At 54.6% G+C, this 21,920-nt stretch carries 19 protein-coding genes; 5 read left to right on the top strand and 14 right to left on the bottom strand.

What is annotated here, in order from left to right; all coding sequences use genetic code 11:
• Positions 1-18: 18 nt before the first annotated feature.
• From murG to ilvI, 13 genes are all read right to left on the bottom strand, one after another.
• Positions 19-1,077, bottom strand: a complete 1,059-nt coding sequence (murG, locus tag ACXI0A_RS04880; RefSeq protein WP_476150103.1) for an undecaprenyldiphospho-muramoylpentapeptide beta-N-acetylglucosaminyltransferase — start codon at positions 1,075-1,077, stop codon at positions 19-21.
• Positions 1,074-2,288, bottom strand: coding sequence for a cell division protein FtsW (ftsW, locus tag ACXI0A_RS04875; RefSeq protein WP_265112650.1), 1,215 nt, complete (start codon positions 2,286-2,288; stop codon positions 1,074-1,076). The genes murG and ftsW overlap by 4 nt, the downstream gene beginning before the upstream one ends.
• Positions 2,288-3,604 carry a UDP-N-acetylmuramoyl-L-alanine--D-glutamate ligase gene (murD, locus tag ACXI0A_RS04870; RefSeq protein ID WP_476150104.1) on the bottom strand — a complete coding sequence of 439 codons (1,317 nt, stop codon included), beginning with the start codon at positions 3,602-3,604 and terminating at the stop codon, positions 2,288-2,290. The genes ftsW and murD overlap by 1 nt, the downstream gene beginning before the upstream one ends.
• 2 nt (positions 3,605-3,606) lie before the next feature.
• Positions 3,607-4,689, bottom strand: coding sequence for a phospho-N-acetylmuramoyl-pentapeptide-transferase (gene mraY, locus ACXI0A_RS04865; protein WP_224932487.1), 1,083 nt, complete (start codon positions 4,687-4,689; stop codon positions 3,607-3,609).
• Positions 4,683-6,044 carry a UDP-N-acetylmuramoyl-tripeptide--D-alanyl-D-alanine ligase gene (gene murF / locus ACXI0A_RS04860; protein WP_476150106.1) on the bottom strand — a complete coding sequence of 454 codons (1,362 nt, stop codon included), beginning with the start codon at positions 6,042-6,044 and terminating at the stop codon, positions 4,683-4,685. Before murF ends, mraY begins: the two co-directional genes overlap by 7 nt.
• Positions 6,041-7,528 carry a UDP-N-acetylmuramoyl-L-alanyl-D-glutamate--2,6-diaminopimelate ligase gene (gene murE / locus ACXI0A_RS04855; RefSeq protein WP_476150107.1) on the bottom strand — a complete coding sequence of 496 codons (1,488 nt, stop codon included), beginning with the start codon at positions 7,526-7,528 and terminating at the stop codon, positions 6,041-6,043. The genes murF and murE overlap by 4 nt, the downstream gene beginning before the upstream one ends.
• Positions 7,515-9,281: a peptidoglycan glycosyltransferase FtsI gene (locus ACXI0A_RS04850; RefSeq protein ID WP_224932484.1), complete on the bottom strand. Its 1,767-nt coding sequence runs from the start codon at positions 9,279-9,281 to the stop codon at positions 7,515-7,517. The genes murE and ACXI0A_RS04850 overlap by 14 nt, the downstream gene beginning before the upstream one ends.
• Positions 9,282-9,301: 20 nt before the next feature.
• Positions 9,302-9,622, bottom strand: coding sequence for a cell division protein FtsL (gene ftsL, locus ACXI0A_RS04845; protein ID WP_224932483.1), 321 nt, complete (start codon positions 9,620-9,622; stop codon positions 9,302-9,304).
• Positions 9,619-10,560: a 16S rRNA (cytosine(1402)-N(4))-methyltransferase RsmH gene (gene rsmH / locus ACXI0A_RS04840; RefSeq protein WP_224932482.1), complete on the bottom strand. Its 942-nt coding sequence runs from the start codon at positions 10,558-10,560 to the stop codon at positions 9,619-9,621. Before rsmH ends, ftsL begins: the two co-directional genes overlap by 4 nt.
• A 2-nt stretch (positions 10,561-10,562) precedes the next feature.
• Positions 10,563-11,021, bottom strand: coding sequence for a division/cell wall cluster transcriptional repressor MraZ (mraZ, locus tag ACXI0A_RS04835; protein WP_034825993.1), 459 nt, complete (start codon positions 11,019-11,021; stop codon positions 10,563-10,565).
• Between the two features lie 493 nt (positions 11,022-11,514).
• A complete protein-coding gene (gene cra, locus ACXI0A_RS04830) occupies positions 11,515-12,525 on the bottom strand; it encodes a catabolite repressor/activator (RefSeq protein WP_224932481.1) in 1,011 nt (336 codons plus the stop codon).
• A 198-nt stretch (positions 12,526-12,723) separates the two neighbouring features.
• Positions 12,724-13,215: an acetolactate synthase small subunit gene (gene ilvN, locus ACXI0A_RS04825; RefSeq protein ID WP_224932480.1), complete on the bottom strand. Its 492-nt coding sequence runs from the start codon at positions 13,213-13,215 to the stop codon at positions 12,724-12,726.
• A 2-nt stretch (positions 13,216-13,217) separates the two neighbouring features.
• A complete protein-coding gene (ilvI, locus tag ACXI0A_RS04820; RefSeq protein ID WP_224932479.1) occupies positions 13,218-14,942 on the bottom strand; it encodes an acetolactate synthase 3 large subunit in 1,725 nt (574 codons plus the stop codon).
• Between the two features lie 732 nt (positions 14,943-15,674).
• Between ilvI and leuL the strand changes: the two genes are divergently transcribed.
• The 5 genes from leuL (at position 15,675) to leuD (ending at position 20,533) form a co-directional block, all read left to right on the top strand.
• Positions 15,675-15,758: a leu operon leader peptide gene (gene leuL, locus ACXI0A_RS04815; protein WP_224932557.1), complete on the top strand. Its 84-nt coding sequence runs from the start codon at positions 15,675-15,677 to the stop codon at positions 15,756-15,758.
• A 98-nt stretch (positions 15,759-15,856) separates the two neighbouring features.
• Positions 15,857-17,419 carry a 2-isopropylmalate synthase gene (leuA, locus tag ACXI0A_RS04810; protein WP_476150111.1) on the top strand — a complete coding sequence of 521 codons (1,563 nt, stop codon included), beginning with the start codon at positions 15,857-15,859 and terminating at the stop codon, positions 17,417-17,419.
• A gap of 2 nt (positions 17,420-17,421) precedes the next feature.
• Positions 17,422-18,513 carry a 3-isopropylmalate dehydrogenase gene (gene leuB / locus ACXI0A_RS04805; protein WP_476150113.1) on the top strand — a complete coding sequence of 364 codons (1,092 nt, stop codon included), beginning with the start codon at positions 17,422-17,424 and terminating at the stop codon, positions 18,511-18,513.
• A 4-nt stretch (positions 18,514-18,517) separates the two neighbouring features.
• A complete protein-coding gene (gene leuC, locus ACXI0A_RS04800) occupies positions 18,518-19,924 on the top strand; it encodes a 3-isopropylmalate dehydratase large subunit (protein WP_224932476.1) in 1,407 nt (468 codons plus the stop codon).
• Between the two features lie 3 nt (positions 19,925-19,927).
• Positions 19,928-20,533, top strand: a complete 606-nt coding sequence (gene leuD, locus ACXI0A_RS04795) for a 3-isopropylmalate dehydratase small subunit (RefSeq protein WP_476150115.1) — start codon at positions 19,928-19,930, stop codon at positions 20,531-20,533.
• Positions 20,534-20,614: 81 nt separating this feature from the next.
• Here leuD and ACXI0A_RS04790 read toward each other — a convergent pair whose 3' ends face one another.
• On the bottom strand, positions 20,615-21,796 hold the full coding sequence (locus ACXI0A_RS04790) for an MFS transporter (RefSeq protein WP_224932474.1): 1,182 nt from the start codon (positions 21,794-21,796) through the stop codon (positions 20,615-20,617).
• Between the last annotated feature and the right edge of the window lie 124 nt (positions 21,797-21,920).

Below are 21,920 nucleotides of genomic sequence, written 5' to 3'. Positions count from 1 at the left end.
GTCAAACCGACCCATTAATTACTTCGCGACGCGTGCCACTTCCTGCGCAACCCGATCGGTTGCATCAGGAATCGCTACCTGACGGGCTTTTTCAGCCATCGCCAGCAGCGTGGCGCGATCCCAATGGCGCAACGTGTCCGCTACTGCAGTCGCGGTAAATTGCGGCTGCTCGAAAATTTTGGCTGCACCCGCTTGCTCCAGCGGCAGCGCATTCCAGTACTGCTGACGGTCTTTGTGCTGAAACGGCACAAAAATCGCCGGTAAACCTGCGGCAGCGACTTCGCTCACCGTCAATGCGCCCGAACGACACACCACCACATCCGCCCAGGCATAGGCTTCTGCCATATCCTCGATAAACTCGGTGACCTTATGCTGCGGCTGTCCGGCATCGTGATAAGCCTGCTGCACCATCTCCAGCGCGCCTTTACCGCTTTGATGCCAAACCGTGATGGCATCACCCAGTTCTGCGGCCACTTGTGGCACGGTCTGGTTCAAAATGCGCGCACCCTGGCTGCCACCGACGACAAGGACACGTATCGGACCCGTGCGTCCTGTTAGTCGTTCTGCAGGTAAAGGCAGAGCAAGTACATCAGTGCGTACCGGATTTCCAACCACATCCGCTTTCGGAAATGCGCCCGGAAACGCCTGCATCACTTTAGTGGCAATTTTCGCCAGCCATTTGTTGGTAAGCCCGGCAATGCCATTCTGCTCATGCAGCACAACTGGAATACCGCAACTCCACGCGGCTAATCCGCCTGGACCAGAAACGTATCCGCCCATGCCGAGCACCACATCCGGCTGCCAGTTCTTCATGATGCGACGCGCCTGACGCCATGCATTGAAGATGCGCACCGGTGCCAATAACTGTGCTTTAACGCCTTTGCCGCGTAATCCGCTAATGCGGATAAAATCAATTTCGATACCATGTTTCGGCACCAAATCCGCTTCCATTCGGTCAGCGGTTCCAAGCCAGCGCACTTGCCAGCCCTGTTCGATCAGATGGTGTGCCACGGCCAGACCAGGGAACACATGTCCGCCGGTTCCGCCGGCCATCACCATCAGCCGCTTGCTACTCATCGAGCACCTCGGGTAAACGCCTGCGCTTTTGCCAGACGCGTTTCATAATCAATGCGCAATAAAAACACGATGGCGGTCGACATGATGATCAGACTTGAGCCACCGTAACTGATCAGCGGCAATGTCAGACCTTTGGTCGGCAGCATACCTGCAGCCGCACCGACGTTAACCAGCGCCTGGAAGCTAAACCACACGCCAATTGAGCAAGCGAGGAAGCCGGAAAAGCGCTGATCGATCTCCAGAGCACGGCGACCAATAGACATCGCGCGAAAAGCCACGAAGAATACCATCAACAGCGCTAAAACCACACCGACATAACCCAACTCTTCACCAATAATGGAGAAGATAAAGTCGGTATGTGCCTCCGGCAGATACTCAAGTTTTTGCACCGAGTTGCCGAGACCCTGGCCCCAGAATTCACCACGGCCAAAGGCCATCAGAGACTGGGTCAGCTGGTAGCCGCTGCCAAACGGATCTTCCCATGGGTTCCAGAAAGAGGTCACGCGGCGCATACGATAGGGTTCAGCGATGATCAGCAATACCACGGCAAAAATGCCGGAGCCGATAATCGCCAGGAACTGCCACATTTTGGCGCCCGCGAGGAACAACATCGCCAGCGTTGTAACAAACAGTACCACCACCGTACCGAGGTCCGGTTGCGCCAGCAGCAGGACGGCCAACACCACCATCACGCCCATCGGCTTACAGAAGCCCCAAAAGTTGTTACGCACCTCTTCCACTTTGCGCACCAGATAGCTGGCGAGATAGCAGAACAGGGTCAGTTTGGACAATTCAGCGGGCTGAATACGCAAGGGGCCCAGGGCAATCCAGCGCGATGCACCGTTAACCGAGCTGCCCACTACCAAGACAATCAGCAACATTGCAACAGACGCCATCAGCATCACGTTGCTGTAACGCTGCCAGAAATCCATTGGCACACGCAATGTCACCAGCGCCATGCCTATCGCCAGTGCGATATAGAAGGCGTCGCGCTTAGCGAAGTAGAACGGGTCTTCGTTAAGACGCTGACCAACCGGCATCGATGCCGAGGTCACCATCACAAAGCCAATAATCGCCAAACCAAAGGTCAGCCACAGCAGTGTGCGGTCATACAGCACCACCGGCGCATCATCATTTTCACGGCCGCCCATCACCCAATCGCGTAAGCGAACGGAGAGGAAGCTGGCAATACTGGCACCTGGAATGCGCATCAGCTCAGCTCCTTCGCCAGTTGCGCGAAAATATCGCCGCGCTGTTCAAAATTACGGAACTGATCGAGGCTGGCGCAGGCGGGTGACAGCAGCACCATATCTCCGGCTTTAACCTGAGGCGCAATCTGCTCCATGGCCTGCTGCATAGTCTCTGTTCGCGTGGCAATTTCAGGACGCAGCGCGGCAAGAGCATCGCCATCACGACCAAAGCAATAGAGGCGCACATTGTCACCCTGCAGGAAACGTGTCAGCGCACTGAAGTCAGCCGATTTTCCATCACCGCCCATCAGCAGCCACAAAGTGCCTTTCACCTGCAACCCGTTAAGTGCCGCTTCGGTGCTCCCCACGTTGGTAGCTTTGGAGTCATTAATCCAGCGCACACCGTTGGCTTCATGCACCAGTTGGAAACGGTGCGCCAGTCCGGTGAACGTGGTTAAAGCTTTCAGACTGGAGGCGCGCGGGATGTTGACCGCATCCGCCAGTGCCAGTGCCGCCAGTGCGTTGGTGTAGTTGTGCTGGCCCACCAGAGTCATTTCGTCGGTGTTCAGCACCCTTTCACCCTGCGCCCGCAGCCATGTGCTGCCCTGCTGCTGGGTCAGATGATAGTCACCGAGATTGATGCCGAAACTGACACAACGTGCATCAACGCCGCGAACCGGCATGGTCATACCGTCATCGGCATTGACCACGCAGACGCGGGCGTTTTCATAAATCCGCAATTTAGCCGCACGATATTGCTGCATGCCCAACGGATAGCGATCCATATGATCTTCGGTCACGTTGAGAATGGTCGCTGCCGCCGCTTGCAAGCTGTAGGTGGTCTCTAACTGGAAGCTGGAGAGTTCCAGCACATACAGCTGTACCGGGGATTTCAGCAGGGTCAACGCCGGTAAACCGATATTGCCACCGACGCCAACCTGCCAACCTGCTGCACGGGCCATTTCACCCACCAGCGTGGTGACGGTGCTTTTACCGTTCGAGCCGGTGATGGCGACGATTGGAGCCTGAGCTTCCCGGCAGAACAGTTCGATATCACCGACGATTTCGATACCGGCCTCTGCGGCTTCACTTAATGCAGGATGCGCCAGCGCAATGCCTGGGCTGGCAATAATCAAATCCGATGCCAGCAGCCAGTCGCTGTTGATACCGCCCACATAGCGCTCTACCGCCTCAGGCAACTTGTCGAGGCCTGGCGGAGACACACGGGTATCCATCACGCGAGGCGTTACGCCCTGCGCGAGGAAGAAATCAACACAAGACAGGCCAGTAATGCCTAATCCGATGATGACGACTTTTCTGCCCCGATAGTCAGCCATGATTAACGTACCTTCAGCGTTGCCAGGCCAATCAGCACCAGCATCAGTGAAATAATCCAGAAGCGCACAATCACGCGCGGCTCCGGCCAGCCTTTCAATTCATAGTGGTGGTGAATCGGCGCCATGCGGAAAATGCGTTGACCGCGTAGCTTGAACGATCCCACCTGCAGGATCACCGACAGTGTTTCAACTACAAACACACCGCCCATGATCACCAGTAAAAACTCCTGACGAAGCAGCACGGCGATGGTGCCCAATGCGCCACCCAGTGCCAGCGAACCCACATCGCCCATAAAGACCTGAGCCGGGTAGGTGTTGAACCACAGGAAGCCGAGACCGGCACCGACAATCGCGGTGCAGACAATCACCAACTCACCCGCGTGACGCAAATACGGAATATGCAGATACTCAGCAAACTTCACGTTACCGGTCGCCCAGGCCACCAGCGCAAAGCCTGCTGCCACGAAGACGGTTGGCATAATCGCCAGGCCATCCAGACCATCGGTGAGGTTGACCGCATTACCGGTGCCGACAATCACAAAGTAAGCCAGCAGCACATAAAACAGACCCAGCTGCGGCATAATGTCTTTAAAGAACGGCACCACCAGCTGTGTAGCCGGTGTGCCGTTGCCCGCAGCATAGAGTGCAAAGGCCACGCCGAGTGAGATCACCGACATCCAGAAGTATTTCCACCGGGCAATCAGGCCTTTAGTGTCTTTACGCACCACTTTACGGTAGTCGTCGACGAAACCGATGATGCCAAAACCAATCAGCACCGCCAGCACGCACCACACATAAGGGTTTGATGGATACGCCCACATCAGCACCGAGACGGTGATGGAGGTGAGGATCATGATGCCGCCCATGGTTGGCGTACCGCGCTTACTAAAGTGCGACTCAGGACCATCGTTACGAACCACCTGGCCAATCTGCAATTTCTGCAGCCAGGCAATCAGGCGCGGGCCCATCCAGAGTGACAGGAACAGAGCGGTCAGCAGGCTGACAATGGCGCGAAACGTCAAATATGAGAAGACGTTAAAGCCGGAATAAAGTGCGACCAAATGTTCGGCCAGCCAGACTAGCATGTTCCTTTCTCCTGTAAGCTCTCGACGACCTGCTCCATGGCGGCGCTACGTGAGCCTTTAACCAAAATAGTGATGTCCTGATGTTGGGACAGCAATGCGCGTAAACGTTCAGTCAGCTCGGCTTTTGTGGCGAAATGCTCGCCTTTGCCGCTGCTTTCACCTATCAACCGGCTCAAAGTGCCGGTACTCAGAACACAATCAATTCCTGCTGCTTTGGCGGCTTCACCCACCTGCAGATGGCAAGCTTCGGCTTCATCACCCAGCTCCGCCATATCGCCCACCACCATCACACGGAAGCCCGGCATGTCGCCCAATACCTGTGCGGCCGCGGTCATCGAACCGACGTTGGCGTTGTAGCTGTCATCCAGCAGCAGTTGGTTGTCTGCCAGACGAATCGGGAACAGACGCCCCGGTACGGGCTGCAGCGTTTTCAAACCGGTTTGGATAGCGCTCAGCGGGGCATCAACAGAGAGTGCCAGCGCAGCCGCCGCTAAGGCGTTAGCAATGTTGTGGCGACCCGGCAGCGGCAGCGCCACAGCGATGTCTCCGCGCGGGGTATGCAGGGTAAACAGCGTGGCGTCGGCGCGCAGCACGATCTCGCTGGCGCGGAATTCTGCATCCGCCATCGGCTGTGGTGAGAAGCGCCACAGGGTCTTATCGACAAACTGCGACTGCCAGTTAGCGAGGTCGTTGCTATCCGCATTGACGATGGCAGTGCCGTGTACTGGCAACCCACCAAAAATTTCGCCTTTGGCTTTCGCGACACCGGCCAGTGAACCAAAGCCTTCCAGATGCGCTGCAGCCAGATTGTTCACCAACGCCGTTTCGGGACGCACTAAATCGGTGGTGTAAGCAATCTCGCCCTGATGGTTAGCACCCAGCTCAATCACCGCGTAATCATGCTCTTTGGTCAGACGCAGTAGCGTCATTGGTACGCCGAAGTCGTTGTTCAGGTTGCCAGCGGTATACAACGTTTCTCCGCACTGACGCAGAATCGCTGCCGTCATCTCTTTGACTGAGGTTTTACCGGATGAACCGGTCAGCGCGACCACGCGCGCCTTCGACTGCTGGCGCACCCAGGCGCCGAGCTGACCAAAGGCAATGCGAGTATCAGCTACAACCACCTGCGGCACATCTAAAGGCAAGTGCTTACTCACCAGCAGCGCTTTGGCGCCGTTAGCGATAGCCTCGCTGGCAAAGTCATGCGCATCAAAACGCTCACCCACCAGTGCCACAAACAGGCTGCCGTCGGCAACTTTACGTGTATCACTGGTGACATCATTCAGCGTTAAATCTGCGCCGTGCAGCTGACCGCCGCTGATTTCAGCCAGTATTTTTAACGAGACCGGAATCATGCCATCACCCCCAGCAAACGGGCGACGGTGTCGCGATCGGAGTAATCAAGACGACGATTGCCAATGATTTGATAATCTTCATGGCCTTTACCGGCCACCAGCACGATGTCATCGGCATGGGCCTGCATCACGGCGTTAGTGACCGCTTGCGCACGTCCCGCGACCACACGGGCGCGACCGGGATCGAGCAAGCCAGTCAGAATGTCATTAACAATCGCGGCTGGGTCTTCGCTACGCGGATTGTCATCCGTGATCACCACGATGTCAGAGAACTGTTCGGCAATCGCGCCCATCAGCGGACGTTTGCCTTTATCACGATCGCCACCACAGCCGAACACGCACCACAGCTTGCCTTTGCAGTGCAGGCGCGCGGCTTCCAGCGCTTTTTCCAGCGCATCGGGAGTGTGTGCATAATCCACCACCACCGTGGGTTTATCTGGCGCCGTGAACACTTCCATACGACCGCATACCGGTTGCAGCTCTGCCGCGCTTGAAACCAGCGCCTCCAGCGGATAATCGAGCGTCAGCAAGGTGGCCAGTGCCAGCAGCAGATTGCTGACGTTGAATGCGCCCATCAGGCGGCTATCAAACTCGCCATCGCCCCAGCTCGACTGGAACTGAACATGGGCGCCACCATCGTGATAATTCACTGCAGTAGCTTTTAGCCAGCGTCCACGACAGCCAGGCTGCAGATTGTCAGCCATGGTGACAGCAACGGCATCCGGCAATTTTTCCAGCCAGCGGCGTCCGACGTCGTCATCGGCGTTGATAATGGCTTCACCAATCTGATGTTCAGAGAACAGCAGCCATTTGGCGGCTTCGTAGCCCTGCATATCACCGTGATAATCGAGATGATCGCGGCTCAGGTTGGTGAACACGGCAGCCGCGAAAGGCAATGCCGCCACGCGATGCTGCACCAGGCCGTGAGAAGAGACTTCCATTGCGGCCAGCGTGGCACCCTGCTCAACCAGATCATTCAGTACATGTTGTACATCCACCGCGGAACCGGTGGTGTTTTCGGTCGCTACCAGTTGGCCGTACAAACCATTGCCCACTGTGCCCATTACGGCACCTGTTTCACCGAGCAGATTGGCCCACTGCGCCATCAGTTGCGTGGTGGTGGTTTTCCCGTTGGTGCCAGTAACACCGATTAATTTGAGCTTTTCAGCAGGTTGCTGATAAAAGTGCCCGGCCAGTGCAGAGAGACGCTGCTGCAACTGCGCCAGATAGATAACCGGGACGCCGTGCATCTCGCGGATATCTCCATCGCTGGCTTCACCCTCGGCTTCGGCAATCACTGCCGCCACGCCCTGAGCAATAGCCTGCGGAATAAAACGACGTCCATCAGCATGATGGCCCGCCACGGCGATAAACAAATCGCCAGCAGCCGCAGCGCGGCTATCCAGTGTCATGTCACGGAGTGGACGCGCCGGCGCACCCGGCACCCACGGGGCCAGTAAATCGCGCAGGTTACGATCGGTCACTTGATTCCTCACTTCTGTTCTTCACCAACTCGTCTTTATCAACTGTTGGCAACCCATCAGGTTCGATGTTCATGGTACGTAATACCCCGCCCATGATGGCGCCAAACACCGGTGCAGAAACCGCACCACCATAATATTTGCCGGCCTGAGGATCGTTGATCACCACCACCAGCGCAAAACGAGGGCGACTGGCAGGTGCAACGCCTGCCGTGTAAGCAATGTATTTATTGACGTAGCGTCCGTCCGGCCCGACCTTTTTAGCGGTACCGGTTTTAATCGCGATGCGATAGCCCTTGATGGCAGCTTTAACCCCACCGCCACCAGGCAACGCAACGCTTTCCATCATGTGCATCACCGTTTTCACCAGGTCTTCCTGGAAAACGCGTTCACCCGCCACTGGCGGGTCAACTTTGGTGATCGACAGCGGGCGATTGATGCCATAGCTGCCAATGGTTGCGTAGACTCGCGCTAACTGTAACGGCGTTACCATTAGCCCGTAGCCGAAAGAGAAGGTGGCCCTCTCTATGTCAGACCACCGTTGTTTTTGAGGGTATAAGCCACTACTTTCCCCGACCAGCCCCAAATTGGTCGGTTTACCCAGCCCAAAGCGCGCGTAAGTATCTACGAGTGCTGAGGAGGGCATCGCTAACGCCAAACGTGAAACCCCGACGTTACTCGACTTCTGTAAAACCCCGGTAAGGGTCAATTCGTTGTAGCGCGCCACGTCCTTGATCTCATGACCATTGACACGGTACGGCACGGTATTCAGTACGCTGTTCTCTTTCACCACACCACGCTGCAGAGCGGTCATCACCACCATCGGTTTCACGGTGGAGCCCGGCTCGAAGATGTCGGTAATGGCACGGTTGCGCATCACATCTTTCGGGGTGTTGGCGAGATTGTTCGGGTTATAAGCCGGGCTGTTCGCCATCGCCAGTACTTCGCCGGTGTTCACATCCACCAACACAGCAGTACCCGACTCGGCTTTGTTGAAGGCCACAGCATTATTCAGTTCGCGGTAAACCAACGCCTGCAGGCGCTCGTCAATGCTCAGCGTGAGGTTGTGCGCTGCGCGACTATCTACGGAGGAGATATCTTCAATCACGCGACCGAAGCGATCTTTACGCACTGTACGTTCGCCTGGCGCGCCGGTGAGCCACTTGTCAAAACTCTTTTCGATGCCCTCAATGCCCTGGCCATCGATGTTAGTAAAGCCAATCAGGTGCGCAGTGACCTGACCGGCGGGATAGTAACGACGCGACTCTTCACGCAGATAAATGCCTGGTAGCTTGAGTTTTTTCACGTACTCGCCAATCGCCGGATTCACCTGACGCGCCAGATAGATAAAACGCCCTTTGGGATTGGCGTTCACGCGCGCGGCGAGTTGATCAAGTGGGATCGACAAGGCATCTGAGAGGGCTTTCCAGCGGCTGTCCAATGAGACACCACCGTGTTCCATCAGCTCTTTAGGATCGGCCCAGATGGCATTCACTGGCACGCTGACGGCTAATGGACGGCCAGCACGATCGCTGATCATGCCACGTGCAGTGGGAACAGATTGCACACGCAGCGAACGCAGATCCCCTTCTTTAACCAGCTTATCCGGGCTAATGACCTGCAACCACGCCACGCGTGACAGCAATCCGCCCAAAGCCAGTAAAATACAGCCGCACAGCAACGCAAAACGCCAGCTTATAAAGCTGGCCTTGTCTTCCGGTTTTTTTAACTTCAGCGTTTTGCCTGCGCCGCTCATTGAGGTCTGCGATTCCTTATTTATCTCTGCACCACGATATTTTCCTGTGAAGGATCAACATGCTGCATCTGTAGCTTATCGGTTGCTATTCGCTCAACCCGGCTATGATCGCCGAGCGCATTCTCTTCCAAAATCAGGTTACGCCACTCGATATCGAGTGCATCACGTTCTAAAACCAACTGTTCACGCTGCGCCGTTAACAGGCGCGTTTTGTGCGTGGTGGTGACCACAAACACCGAGGACACGAGCACTGCAATCAGTAACAACACCGGGATCTTGCCAAATCGCAGCAGGTCACCACCGATGACGCCGGGCAGGCTGTGTCGCTCGTTGCCGATCATGTCGCGGTCCTTTCAGCAATACGCAGTACCGAACTGCGCGCGCGTGGGTTCTCGTTCACCTCGGCTTCACCCGGAATCAGCTTGCCTAAGGTTTTCAACTCACGTCCGCCCAGCGCTTTGAGCTGGCTTTCGGTCATTGGAATACCCGCTGGAACTTGCGGGCCTCGGCTCTGATCGCGCATAAAGCGTTTTACCAACCGATCTTCCAGTGAGTGGAAGCTGATAACCGATAACCGACCACCAGGCGCCAGTACCGACATCGCTCCTTTCAGCGCGGTATCGATCTCTTCCAGTTCGCTGTTTATCCAGATACGAATCGCCTGGAAAGTACGCGTGGCCGGATGCTTAAATTTGTCTTTCACCGGCATCGCGGCAGCGATGACGGTGGCTAATTCTTTGGTGCGCGTCATTGGCTGTTCACGATTACGCTCGACGATGGCGCGTGCAATACGTTTGCCAAACTTCTCTTCGCCATAGGTCTTGATGACGAAAGCGATATCAGCTTCATCAGCCTTCATCAGCCACTCTGCCGCAGATTGACCCCGCGTTGGGTCCATGCGCATATCCAGTGGTCCATCACGCATAAACGAAAAACCGCGCTCTGCGTCATCCAGCTGTGGTGATGACACGCCAAGATCGAGTAATACGCCATCGATCTTGCCTGTCAGACCGCGCGCTTCGACATACTCTGCCAGCGCCGAAAACGGTCCGTGCACGATCGAAAAACGTGGATCCTGAATCTCAGCCGCGGCAGCGATGGCTTGCGGATCGCGGTCAATCGCCAGCAACTGTCCCTTATCTCCAAGCTGGGAGAGGATCAGGCGTGAGTGACCGCCGCGACCAAAAGTGCCGTCAATGTAAATGCCGTCTTCCCTGATATTGAGGCCGTTAACCGCCTCATCCAGCAGCACTGTGGTGTGTTTAAAATTTTCCTGCATAGCTATAGCGACAAGTCCTGCAACCGCTCAGATAAAGGCTCCTGAGCCGACTGTTCTGCGTCAATATCGTCCTTGACTTGTTGATACCAGGTCTGTTCATCCCACAGCTCAAACTTATTGAACTGTCCAACCAGCATCACTTCTTTAGTAAGGCTCGCATGTTGGCGTAGCGTATTCGCCAGCAACAAGCGACCTGCATTATCCATCTGGCATTCACTGGCATGTCCTAACAGCAGTCGCTGCACGCGACGCTCAATCGGATTCATGCTAGATAAGCGCGCCAGTTTTTTCTCGATGATTTCCCATTCGGGCAGGGTGTAAAGCAACAGGCATGGTTGGTGGAGGTCAATGGTGCACACCATTTGCCCCTGAGACTCCGCGACGAGCAATTCGCGATAGCGTGTTGGTACCGCCAATCGGCCTTTGCCGTCGAGATTGACTAACGTTGCTCCTCGGAACATGTCAGTCCTACCCCCCAATCACCCGTTTTCACCACTTTATCCCACTTTTTACCACGAAACGAGTTTACGGAGCCTACGAAATCCTTGTCAAGCCGCAACGACAAGTGAATATCACTCTTTACAAGGGTGAGAATTATTTAGTGGAGGGTATTTAAGGGAAATGAATGGCAAAATAAAAAATTAACCTGATGAATAGTGGAATAAAAATTTTCACGATTTGAAAAATGGCGAAAAATAAAGCGTTTTCATCGCAAAAGATAATTATCCCGGGATATGCGACAGCGGCTGCATTTTAGGGGATTTCTGAAAGGAAGCCCAGCACCATCGCGCCAGCTCTGCTACGCGTCACTGCTGAAGATGTAAACAAATAAGAAAATCCAGCGCGAATAATTCGTTAGGAAAAGCGATGACAATTTACGCTTTTTTACCCCCGTCCTATGGCAGAAAAATATCTGGATGTTTAATAAGTGCGGGCAGCGATCTGCCCGCGATTTCATTTAGCGCGTCGGCTCAATTGGCCACGGCGGAATAAATTGCGGCGAATACGGGTTAATCCCGGCTTCGGTTTACGCGGTTCATCCAGCGAGGCCAAAACTAATTCCAGCACGCGCTCAGCCACATCACGATGACGCTGCCCCACCGCCAGAACCGGGCACTCTAAAAAGTCCAGTAATTCGTGGTCGCCAAATGTAGCGATAGCAAGGTCGGTTGGCAGGCGCCCATCTCGCTTGAGGGTAATGTCCATCACGCCCTGAAGCAGACCGAATGAGGTGGTAAACAGCGCATCCGGCATCGGATGGTCTTCGAGGTATTTCTCGAACAATGTGGCAGCCGCAGCACGATCAAAACTGTTGCAGTAGAGGTAATCTACCGAACGTTCATCATCTTTCCACGCATCACGGAAGCCCATTTCGCGCAGGAAACTCACTGAAAGCTCGGGCAGCGCACCAAGGAACAGCACGTTTTTCACCGGAAGCTGACGCAATTCAGCTGCCAGCGCATGCGCATCGTCCTGATCGGCACCGACAACACTGGTGAAGTGTTCACGATCCAGCGCGCGGTCCAGCGCGATAATCGGCAGCGGATCGTTGATCCAGCGCTGATAAAACGGGTGCTCGGGTGGCAGCGAGGTTGAAACGATGATCGCATCCACCTGACGTTGCAGCAGATGTTCAATGCAGCGCATTTCATTGTCAGGTTGATCTTCCGAGCAGGCAATCAGCAGCTGATAGCCACGTTGACGCGCCTGACGCTCCAGATAATTGGCAATGCGCGTGTAACTGGTGTTCTCCAGATCCGGGATCACCAGGCCAATAGAACGCGTACGCCCGGCACGCAGGCCCGCAGCAACCGCATTGGGGTGATAATTATGTTCACGCACCACCGCCATCACTTTTTCGACGGTTTTGTCGCTGACACGATACTGCCGCGCTTTGCCATTGATAACGTAGCTGGCCGTGGTGCGCGACACGCCCGCCAGGCGCGCAATTTCATCCAGTTTCACGATGACACCTTAATTCTGATAAGCCAGGGCTGGGCAAATGTCCGCAGAGTAGCTATGGATAAAACATTTGTAACATCTAACCGCAGAACACTACGCTGAGCAACCGCTTTTATTGGGCAGCTCTCACAAGCGCATTAAATAAAAAAAACCCGGCATTACGCCGGGTTAGCTTTGAAGCTGGATGATAACTTTGCGGGATTAACGCATCACTCGATCGCCGCGCGATACACCGACAATGCCTGATCGCGCAACCTCAACGATCTCAGCGACATCGCGCACCGTGTTAAGGAAGGCGTCGAGCTTATCGCTGGTGCCTGCCAGCTGAACCGTGTACAGCGTTGGCGTCACATCAATAATCTGACCACGGAAGATCTCCGCGCTGCGCTTCACTTCTTCACGGCCGTAACCGCTTGCCTGGATTTTCACCAGCATGATTTCACGTTCAACGTAGGCACCCTGCCCCAACTCGCTGACACGTAACACGTCCACCAGCTTGTGCAGTTGCTTCTCAATCTGTTCCAGCACTTTTTGGTCACCGACCGTCTGAATGGTCATACGTGACAGCGTGGGATCGTCGGTTGGCGCAACGGTCAGGCTTTCGATGTTGTAGCCGCGCTGTGAGAACAAACCCACCACGCGAGACAATGCGCCGGATTCATTTTCCAGCAGTACCGATAACACACGACGCATAATTAAGTCCTCTCCGTTTTGCTCAGCCACATCTCATCCATAGAACCACCGCGAATCTGCATCGGATAAACGTGTTCGCTGCCGTCAATATTCACATCAACAAACACCAGACGCCCTTTTGCCAGAGTATCCAGTGCCAGCTGCAGCTTCTCTTCCAGCTCAGCCGGATGCGCGATGGAAATACCCACGTGTCCGTAGGCTTCGGCTAAACGCACGAAGTCAGGCAGAGATTGCATGTAGGATTGCGAATGGCGGCCGGAATAAATCATGTCCTGCCACTGCTTCACCATACCGAGGAAACCGTTATTGAGGTTCAGCACCAGCACCGGTAAATCGTACTGCAGCGCAGTCGACAGTTCCTGGATGTTCATCTGGATGCTGCCGTCACCGGTCACGCAAATCACGGTCTCGTCTGGCAGCGCCATTTTCACACCCAGCGCGGCCGGTAAGCCAAATCCCATGGTGCCGAGGCCACCGGAGTTGATCCAGCGGCGCGGCTTATCGAATTGATAATAGAGCGCGGCGAACATCTGATGCTGACCGACGTCAGAGGTGACGTAAGCTTCGCCTTTGGTCAGACGGCAAATGGTTTCGATAACCGCCTGTGGTTTGATTTTGTCGCTGGTGCGATCAAACTCAAGGCACTTACGACTACGCCAACCATCAATGGTCTGCCACCAGTCGCGCAGGCTATCCAGCTCTTGTTTGGCATCGCTTTGCGCCAGCAATTCCAACATCTGCGACAGCGTCTGCTTCGCATCACCAACAATCGGGATATCGGCGCTGACGGTTTTGGAAATCGAGGTCGGATCGACATCGATATGCATGATGGTGGCGTTCGGGCAGTATTTCGCCAGGTTGTTGGTGGTACGATCATCAAAGCGCACGCCAATACCGAAAATCAAATCAGCATTGTGCATGGTCATGTTGGCTTCGTAAGTACCGTGCATTCCCAGCATGCCGACGCTCTGGCGATGCGTGCCAGGGAATACGCCCAGGCCCATCAGCGACATGGTGACCGGAATATTCAGCTGTTCCGCTAACTGGAGCAGTTCCGCTTCACAGCCCGACATAATGGCGCCTCCACCGGCATAAATCACCGGTTTGTGAGCAGCCAGCAACGTTTGTAATGCGCGCTTAATCTGGCCTTTATGTCCCTGAATCGTCGGATTATATGAGCGCATGCTGACCGTCTCAGGGTAGACGTACGGCAGTTTGTTTGCTGGGTTAAGAATATCTTTTGGCAGGTCGATCACCACCGGGCCTGGGCGGCCGCTTGCTGCCAGCCAGAAGGCTTTTTTCAGCACGGTTGGGATCTCTTCAGCGTTTTTCACCAGGAAGCTGTGTTTCACCACTGGACGGGAAATCCCGACCATGTCGCACTCCTGGAACGCATCGTAGCCGATCAGTGAAGACGGCACCTGACCCGACAGAATCACCATCGGAATCGAATCCATATAGGCCGTCGCAATACCGGTAATGGCATTGGTTGCGCCTGGACCTGAAGTGACCAGCACCACGCCGACTTCGCCGGTCGCGCGCGCCAGACCATCCGCCATATGCACTGCGCCTTGCTCGTGACGCACTAATACGTGGTCAATACCACCGACCGTTTGCAGCGCATCGTAAATGTCGAGCACCGCTCCGCCCGGATAGCCGAATACCTGCTTAACGCCCTGATCGATTAACGAACGGACGACCATTTCGGCTCCTGACAACATCTCCATTTTCTGCCTCCAGGCTTGAGGAACCGGATTCCGTGACGCGCATTGTCCCTGCGCCACTGGTACCCAGCCCCGTATTCGCCAGTTAAGATCAAAACCTTATGTTTATGCTCAGATGGCAGAATTCATTTCTGCCTTCCAGGTACAGGGAATCTACTTGAGTTGATTCTTTTAAGAGTAGGTCGATTACCATAACCGCAGAAAACCCGGCCTGCAAACGACAGGAGGCTGCGGCAGACTTATTTCGGCACAAAAGGCACTGACACGTGATAATCGCTCGCGAGGATTAAACTAATGCCATCCCACAACCACAGATGAAAATGCTGGTTAACTGATTATTTGCAGCGTGTTCTAAGAAATATGATTTTCATATTGCCTGGCCGGTTAGCCCACAATTTTTCATGAATATTACTTTCTGGCGTGATTAACTTCAAAACCCGCTTCCCGCATGGCATTGTGCTAAGCAACCCGCCAAATCCTGTTTTTAGGATTACAGACCAATGACAGTTAAAACCATTAAATTCAATATCTTAAAATTAATTCAGTTTTATAAAAATTTTTTTAGACTGTTTAAGTCGTTATGCATGCTGCTAATTAATGCCAAAGCTCTGTATAGCGGGATATTCGCAGCAGATCGCCCTTGACCGGCAATAGAAATACCCTTTCACTTAGGGTTGACTTCCCGCAGCAATCCCAGTATCAATATGTGCATCACGAATTTACGAGGTTTGATTCATGTTTCATTCTTTCCGCCTACTCGGTCTACTACTAAACGCATTCAATTTGCGCGGTAGACTTGTGGGTGGAATCAATCACTGATTCGAACCTGAAGAAGTTTAAAAAACCCGCGCCGATGCGCGGGTTTTTTTATGCTCGTTACACCGGCGAAGTTGAGTTAAAGCAAAAGGAAGATGACCATGAGCCAGCAAGTTATTATTTTCGATACCACTCTGCGCGACGGCGAGCAGGCATTACAGGCCAGCCTGAGTGTTAAAGAAAAACTGCAGATCGCCCTGGCGCTGGAGCGTATGGGCGTGGATGTAATGGAAGTCGGTTTCCCTATCTCTTCGCCGGGGGATTTCGAATCGGTGCAGACCATCGCACGCTCGGTGAAAAACAGCCGCGTTGCCGCTCTGGCTCGCTGCGTTGATAAAGACATTGATGCCGCCTACGAGGCATTGCGCGTCGCTGAAGCGTTCCGTATTCATACGTTCCTCGCCACTTCGCCAATGCATATCGCCACCAAATTGCGCAGTACCTTGCCAGATGTCATTGACCGTGCAGTGGCCTCCATCAAACGCGCCCGCAATTACACCGACGACGTTGAGTTCTCTTGTGAAGACGGCGGCCGTACACCGATCGACGATCTGTGCCGCGTAGTTGAAGCCGCGATCAACGCCGGCGCGACCACCATCAACATTCCGGATACGGTTGGCTACAACTTGCCGCACGAGTACGCCAGTATCTTTAGCCAGTTACGCGAACGCGTACCGAACATCGATAAAGCGATTTTGTCTGTTCATACCCACGATGATCTGGGCATGGCGACCGGCAATGCGGTCGCAGCGGTCTTAGCCGGCGCACGTCAGGTTGAAGGCACCATCAATGGCTTGGGTGAACGTGCGGGTAACTGTGCGTTGGAAGAAGTGATCATGGCGATTAAAACTCGTCAGCAGATCATGAACCTGCACACCAATATCCATCATCAGGAAATCTACCGTACCAGTCAGTTGGTCAGCCAGATTTGCAACATGCCGATTCCAGCCAACAAAGCAATTGTTGGTACGGGCGCCTTCGCTCACTCTTCCGGCATCCATCAGGATGGTGTGTTGAAGAACCGCGAAAATTACGAAATCCTGACCCCTGAATCTATCGGCTTACACAAAATTCAGTTGAACCTGACTTCACGTTCAGGCCGTGCTGCGGTGAAACATCGCATGGAAGAAATGGGTTACAAAGAGTCGGACTACAACGTCGATGCTTTGTACGATGCCTTCCTGAAGCTGGCTGATAAGAAAGGTCAGGTATTTGATTACGATTTGGAAGCGCTGGCGTTCATCAACAAGCAGAATGAAGAACCAGAGTACTTCCAGCTGAACGAATTCAACGTGCAGACCGGTTCCAGCGTCACCGCGACCGCTTCTGTGCAGTTGGGCTGTGGCGAAGAGACCAAAGCCGATGCCGCGACCGGTAACGGTCCGGTTGATGCCGTTTATCAGGCCATCAACCGCATCACCGGCTTTGAAGCCGAACTGGTGAACTACAAGTTGACCGCCAAAGGCCACGGCGAGAATGCGCTGGGTCAGGTAGATATCGTGGTGAACTACAACGGTCGTAAATTCCACGGCGTGGGCCTGGCGACCGATATCGTCGAATCTTCTGCCAAGGCGATGGTGAACGCCTTGAACAACATCTGGCGCGCCAAACAGGTAGAAAAAGAATTGCAGCGTAAATTTAAAGATCAGAAGGAAACGGTGTAACTATGACTCAGTCTTATCATATTGCGGTAATGCCAGGCGACGGAATCGGCCCGGAAGTGATGGCGCAGGCTATCAAGGTTCTCGATGCAATTCGCGCGCGCTTCGACATGCGTATCACCACCAGCGAATATGATGTTGGTGGTATCGCCATCGATCGTCACGGTGAACCGCTGCCGCCTGCTACCGTTGCCGGTGCAGAGCAGGCCGATGCGATTCTGTTCGGCTCAGTCGGTGGTCCAAAATGGGAACACCTGCCACCAGCGGGTCAGCCAGAGCGTGGCGCACTGTTGCCACTGCGTAAGCACTTCAAACTGTTCAGCAACCTGCGTCCTGCCTCTTTATATAAAGGTCTGGAAGCGTTTTGCCCACTGCGCAGCGACATCGCCGCACGTGGTTTCGACATCCTGTGCGTGCGTGAATTAACTGGCGGCATCTACTTTGGTCAGCCGAAAGGTCGCGAAGGTAGCGGTCCACATGAGCGTGCATTTGATACCGAGGTGTATCACCGTTTCGAGATCGAACGCATTGCACGCAACGCCTTTGAAGCCGCACGCAAGCGTCGTAACAAAGTGACGTCAGTGGATAAAGCTAACGTGCTGGCGACCTCAGTGATGTGGCGCGAAATCGTTAACGAAGTGGCAAAAGATTACCCGGATGTAGAGCTGAGCCACATGTACATCGATAACGCCACCATGCAGTTGATTAAAGATCCATCACAGTTTGATGTGCTGCTCTGTTCTAACCTGTTCGGTGACATCCTGTCAGACGAATGCGCGATGATCACCGGTTCAATGGGCATGCTGCCTTCTGCCAGCATGAACGAAGAAGGCTTCGGTCTGTATGAGCCAGCGGGCGGTTCAGCGCCGGATATCGCCGGTCAGAATATTGCTAACCCGATTGCCCAGATTCTCTCGTTGTCTCTGCTGTTGCGCTTTAGCCTGAATGCAGGTGATGCAGCGGACAGTATCGAGCGTGCGGTCAGCCGCGCGCTGGAAGCGGGCCACCGCACCCGCGATTTGGCCGGCGACGGCCCAGCCGTGAGTACAGATGAAATGGGCAGCATCATTGCCGGTTTCATCGCTGAGGAAAAATAATAAAATGAAAAGCTTATACCAGAAGTTATTTGATGCACATGTCGTCCACGAAGCACCAAACGAAACCCCGTTACTGTACATCGATCGCCATCTGATCCATGAAGTGACGTCACCGCAGGCCTTCGATGGCCTGCGCGCGCACGGCCGTAAAGTGCGTCAGCCGTCGAAGACGTTTGCCACCATGGACCACAACGTTTCCACCCAGACCAAAGACATTAACGCGTCGGGTGAGATGGCGCGTATTCAGATGCAAGAGCTGATTAAGAACTGTGCTGAGTTCGGCATTCAGCTGTATGACCTGAATCACCCGTTCCAGGGCATCGTGCACGTAATTGGGCCCGAACAAGGGATGACGCTGCCAGGCATGACCATCGTCTGCGGCGATTCCCACACCGCGACCCACGGCGCATTCGGTTCGCTGGCATTCGGTATCGGCACCTCCGAAGTTGAACATGTGTTTGCCACGCAGACCCTGAAGCAGGGCCGTGCTAAGACCATGAAGATTGAAGTGCTGGGCGAAGCCGCAACCGGCATCACCGCGAAAGACATCGTGTTAGCGATTATTGGTAAAACCGGCAGCGCCGGTGGTACCGGCCACGTCGTCGAATTCTGTGGCCCGGCGATTGAAGCGCTGAGCATGGAAGGCCGCATGACGCTGTGTAACATGGCGATTGAGATGGGCGCTAAAGCAGGCCTGGTCGCGCCGGATGACACCACTTTCGCTTACCTGAAAGACAAGCAGTTCGCACCGAAGGGCGAGCAGTGGGATGAAGCCGTCGCTTACTGGCGTACGATGAAGTCCGACAGCGATGCCAAATTCGATACCACTGTCACCCTGAATGCGGCCGATATCGCGCCACAAGTGACCTGGGGCACCAACCCAGGTCAGGTGATGGCGGTGGATCAGGCAATCCCTAATCCACAGTCGTTTGCCGATCCGGTTGAGCGTGCCTCTGCTGAGAAAGCGCTGGCTTACATGGATCTGCAGCCGGGCATCAAACTGACTGATGTCGCTATCGACAAAGTATTTATCGGTTCCTGCACCAACTCACGTATTGAAGATTTGCGTGCTGCCGCAGCTATCGCCAAAGGCCGTAAAGTCGCACCAGGCGTCGTAGCCATGGTGGTGCCGGGCTCCGGTCCGGTTAAAGCCCAGGCGGAAGCGGAAGGTCTGGATAAAATTTTCCTCGAAGCCGGTTTTGAATGGCGTTTGCCAGGCTGCTCCATGTGCCTGGCGATGAACAATGACCGTCTGAACCCAGGCGAGCGTTGCGCATCCACCAGTAACCGTAACTTTGAAGGTCGTCAGGGCCGTGGCGGTCGCACTCACTTAGTGAGCCCGGCGATGGCTGCAGCGGCGGCAGTAACCGGTCGTTTTGCCGACATTCGTGAATTGACTCAGGGAGCTTAAGCCATGGCGAACAAATTTACTCAACACACCGGGATTGTGGCGCCACTGGACGCCGCGAACGTCGACACCGATGCCATCATTCCAAAACAGTTTTTGCAGAAAGTGACGCGTACCGGTTTTGGCGCGCACCTGTTCCACGACTGGCGTTTCGAAGATGATGCGGGCACCGTGCCTACCCCAGGTTTTGTCCTGAACAAACCGGAGTTCAAAGGCACCAGCATCTTGCTGGCACGTGAAAACTTTGGCTGCGGTTCTTCGCGTGAACACGCCCCATGGGCACTGACCGATTTCGGTTTCCACGTGGTGATTGCGCCAAGCTTCGCGGATATCTTCTATGGCAACAGCTTCAACAACCAGTTGCTGCCAGTGAAGTTGAGCGATGAAGAAGTGGATGAGATGTTCAAACTGGTGGCGGCGCAGCCGGGTGTGACCTTTACGGTCGATCTGGAAGCGCAGACGGTGACGGCCGGTGAGAAGTCTTACAGCTTTGAAATCGACACCTTCCGTCGTCACTGCATGATCAACGGCCTCGACAGCATTGGTTTGACGCTGCAACACGAAGCGTCCATCTCCAACTACGAGACCACTCAGCCAGCGTTCCTGCGTTAATACCTTATTCGGTGCGTTTGAGCGCACCGAATTGAGACGCACTGGATGTCCCGAAAGTCGCCTTTGCTGGCGACTTTTTGTTTATCTGGCATCACGTACTCGCGACGCCAACCCAAGCGCCACCACCGCCATCACCAGTGCCAGCCAGTAAACGGACTCATGCCCGAAGCGCTCGCTCAGCGTGCCCTGTATCAATCCCGCAATAATCAATCCGGTCGAGATCGAGGTGGTAAACATGGTGGTCGCCGCGCCCGCACGTCCCGGCATCAAATCCTGGAACCACAACATGCCAATCCCCGCGACGATACCGATAAAGGCCGCATTAAACAGCTGCAGCACCATCAATGCCGTGCGCGACTGGAACATGACCAGTCCAAGATAGAACAGAATCGCGGCAACCAGCGCTAACAGCACCAACTTACGTTTACCGAAACGCTTAGCGTAATGGCCAGCCAGCAGCATGATTGGGATCTCCAGCCCTGCCGCCGTCCCCATCAATAAGCCCGCCAGCTTTTCCGGCAGCCCCAGCGTGGAGCTGATATACAGCGGCATATCGATGATATACATGGTGTTGCACGCCCACATCACCACCGAGGCGATAAACAGCATTCGCACCTGGCTGTCTTTCCACGGGCTCAGTTGGGTCAGCACTTGTTCTGGCGTCGCAGCCACGCGCGGCACCGATGGCAGAGTGCGCCAAATCAGCAGCATACTGAGCAGGAAAATCGCCGCCGCCACGCAGAAAAGCGTCACGAAGCCATAGTTAAGCGCTAAAGCGAAAGACAGCGGCGGGCCAATCACCCACGCCAGCGACAGCTGTGCACGCATCACCGAGCTGAACATCACCACTTCACGCGCCGACTGATCGGCATACTCTCGCGCCAACGCAAAGATCTGCGGTATCGCCACGCTGGCCAGCGCCGACAGCAAGACGCCCACGCTAATCAACGTCAGGTAATGACGATTAAAGGCGAATAGCAGCGCATTGAGCACCGCCATCAGGCAGCAAAACAGGATCAAATTGCGACGATCGCCACGATTGTCCGAACGCTTTGCCATCAGCAAACTGATCACAATCCCGGCGATGGCGTTGATAGTAAAGAACAGGCCGACCCAAAATGGTCGCACCTGCACTTCGCGTGTCAAAAACAGACTGAGCGTGGGTGCCTGCAACGCACCAGCGACACCGGTCATAAACGACACGGCCATAAAAGAGAGATAAACCGGATTAATACGACGCTGGCGCGTTAACAGCGATTTCATGCAGAAATCCCTTTGCGGAGAAATGGGGCTAAGACAAAGAGGGTAGAAGATTTCACAGCAAAACGAAAAAAGCCAGCAGAGAAAACGCTGCTGGCGGTGAAATGCACCCTACTCAGAAAAGGCT

The sequence above is a fragment of the Pantoea sp. C1E2 genome (assembly GCF_056491465.1).
Note: the sequence above shows the minus strand (reverse complement) of the source record. Positions and strands in the feature narration are given on the sequence as shown.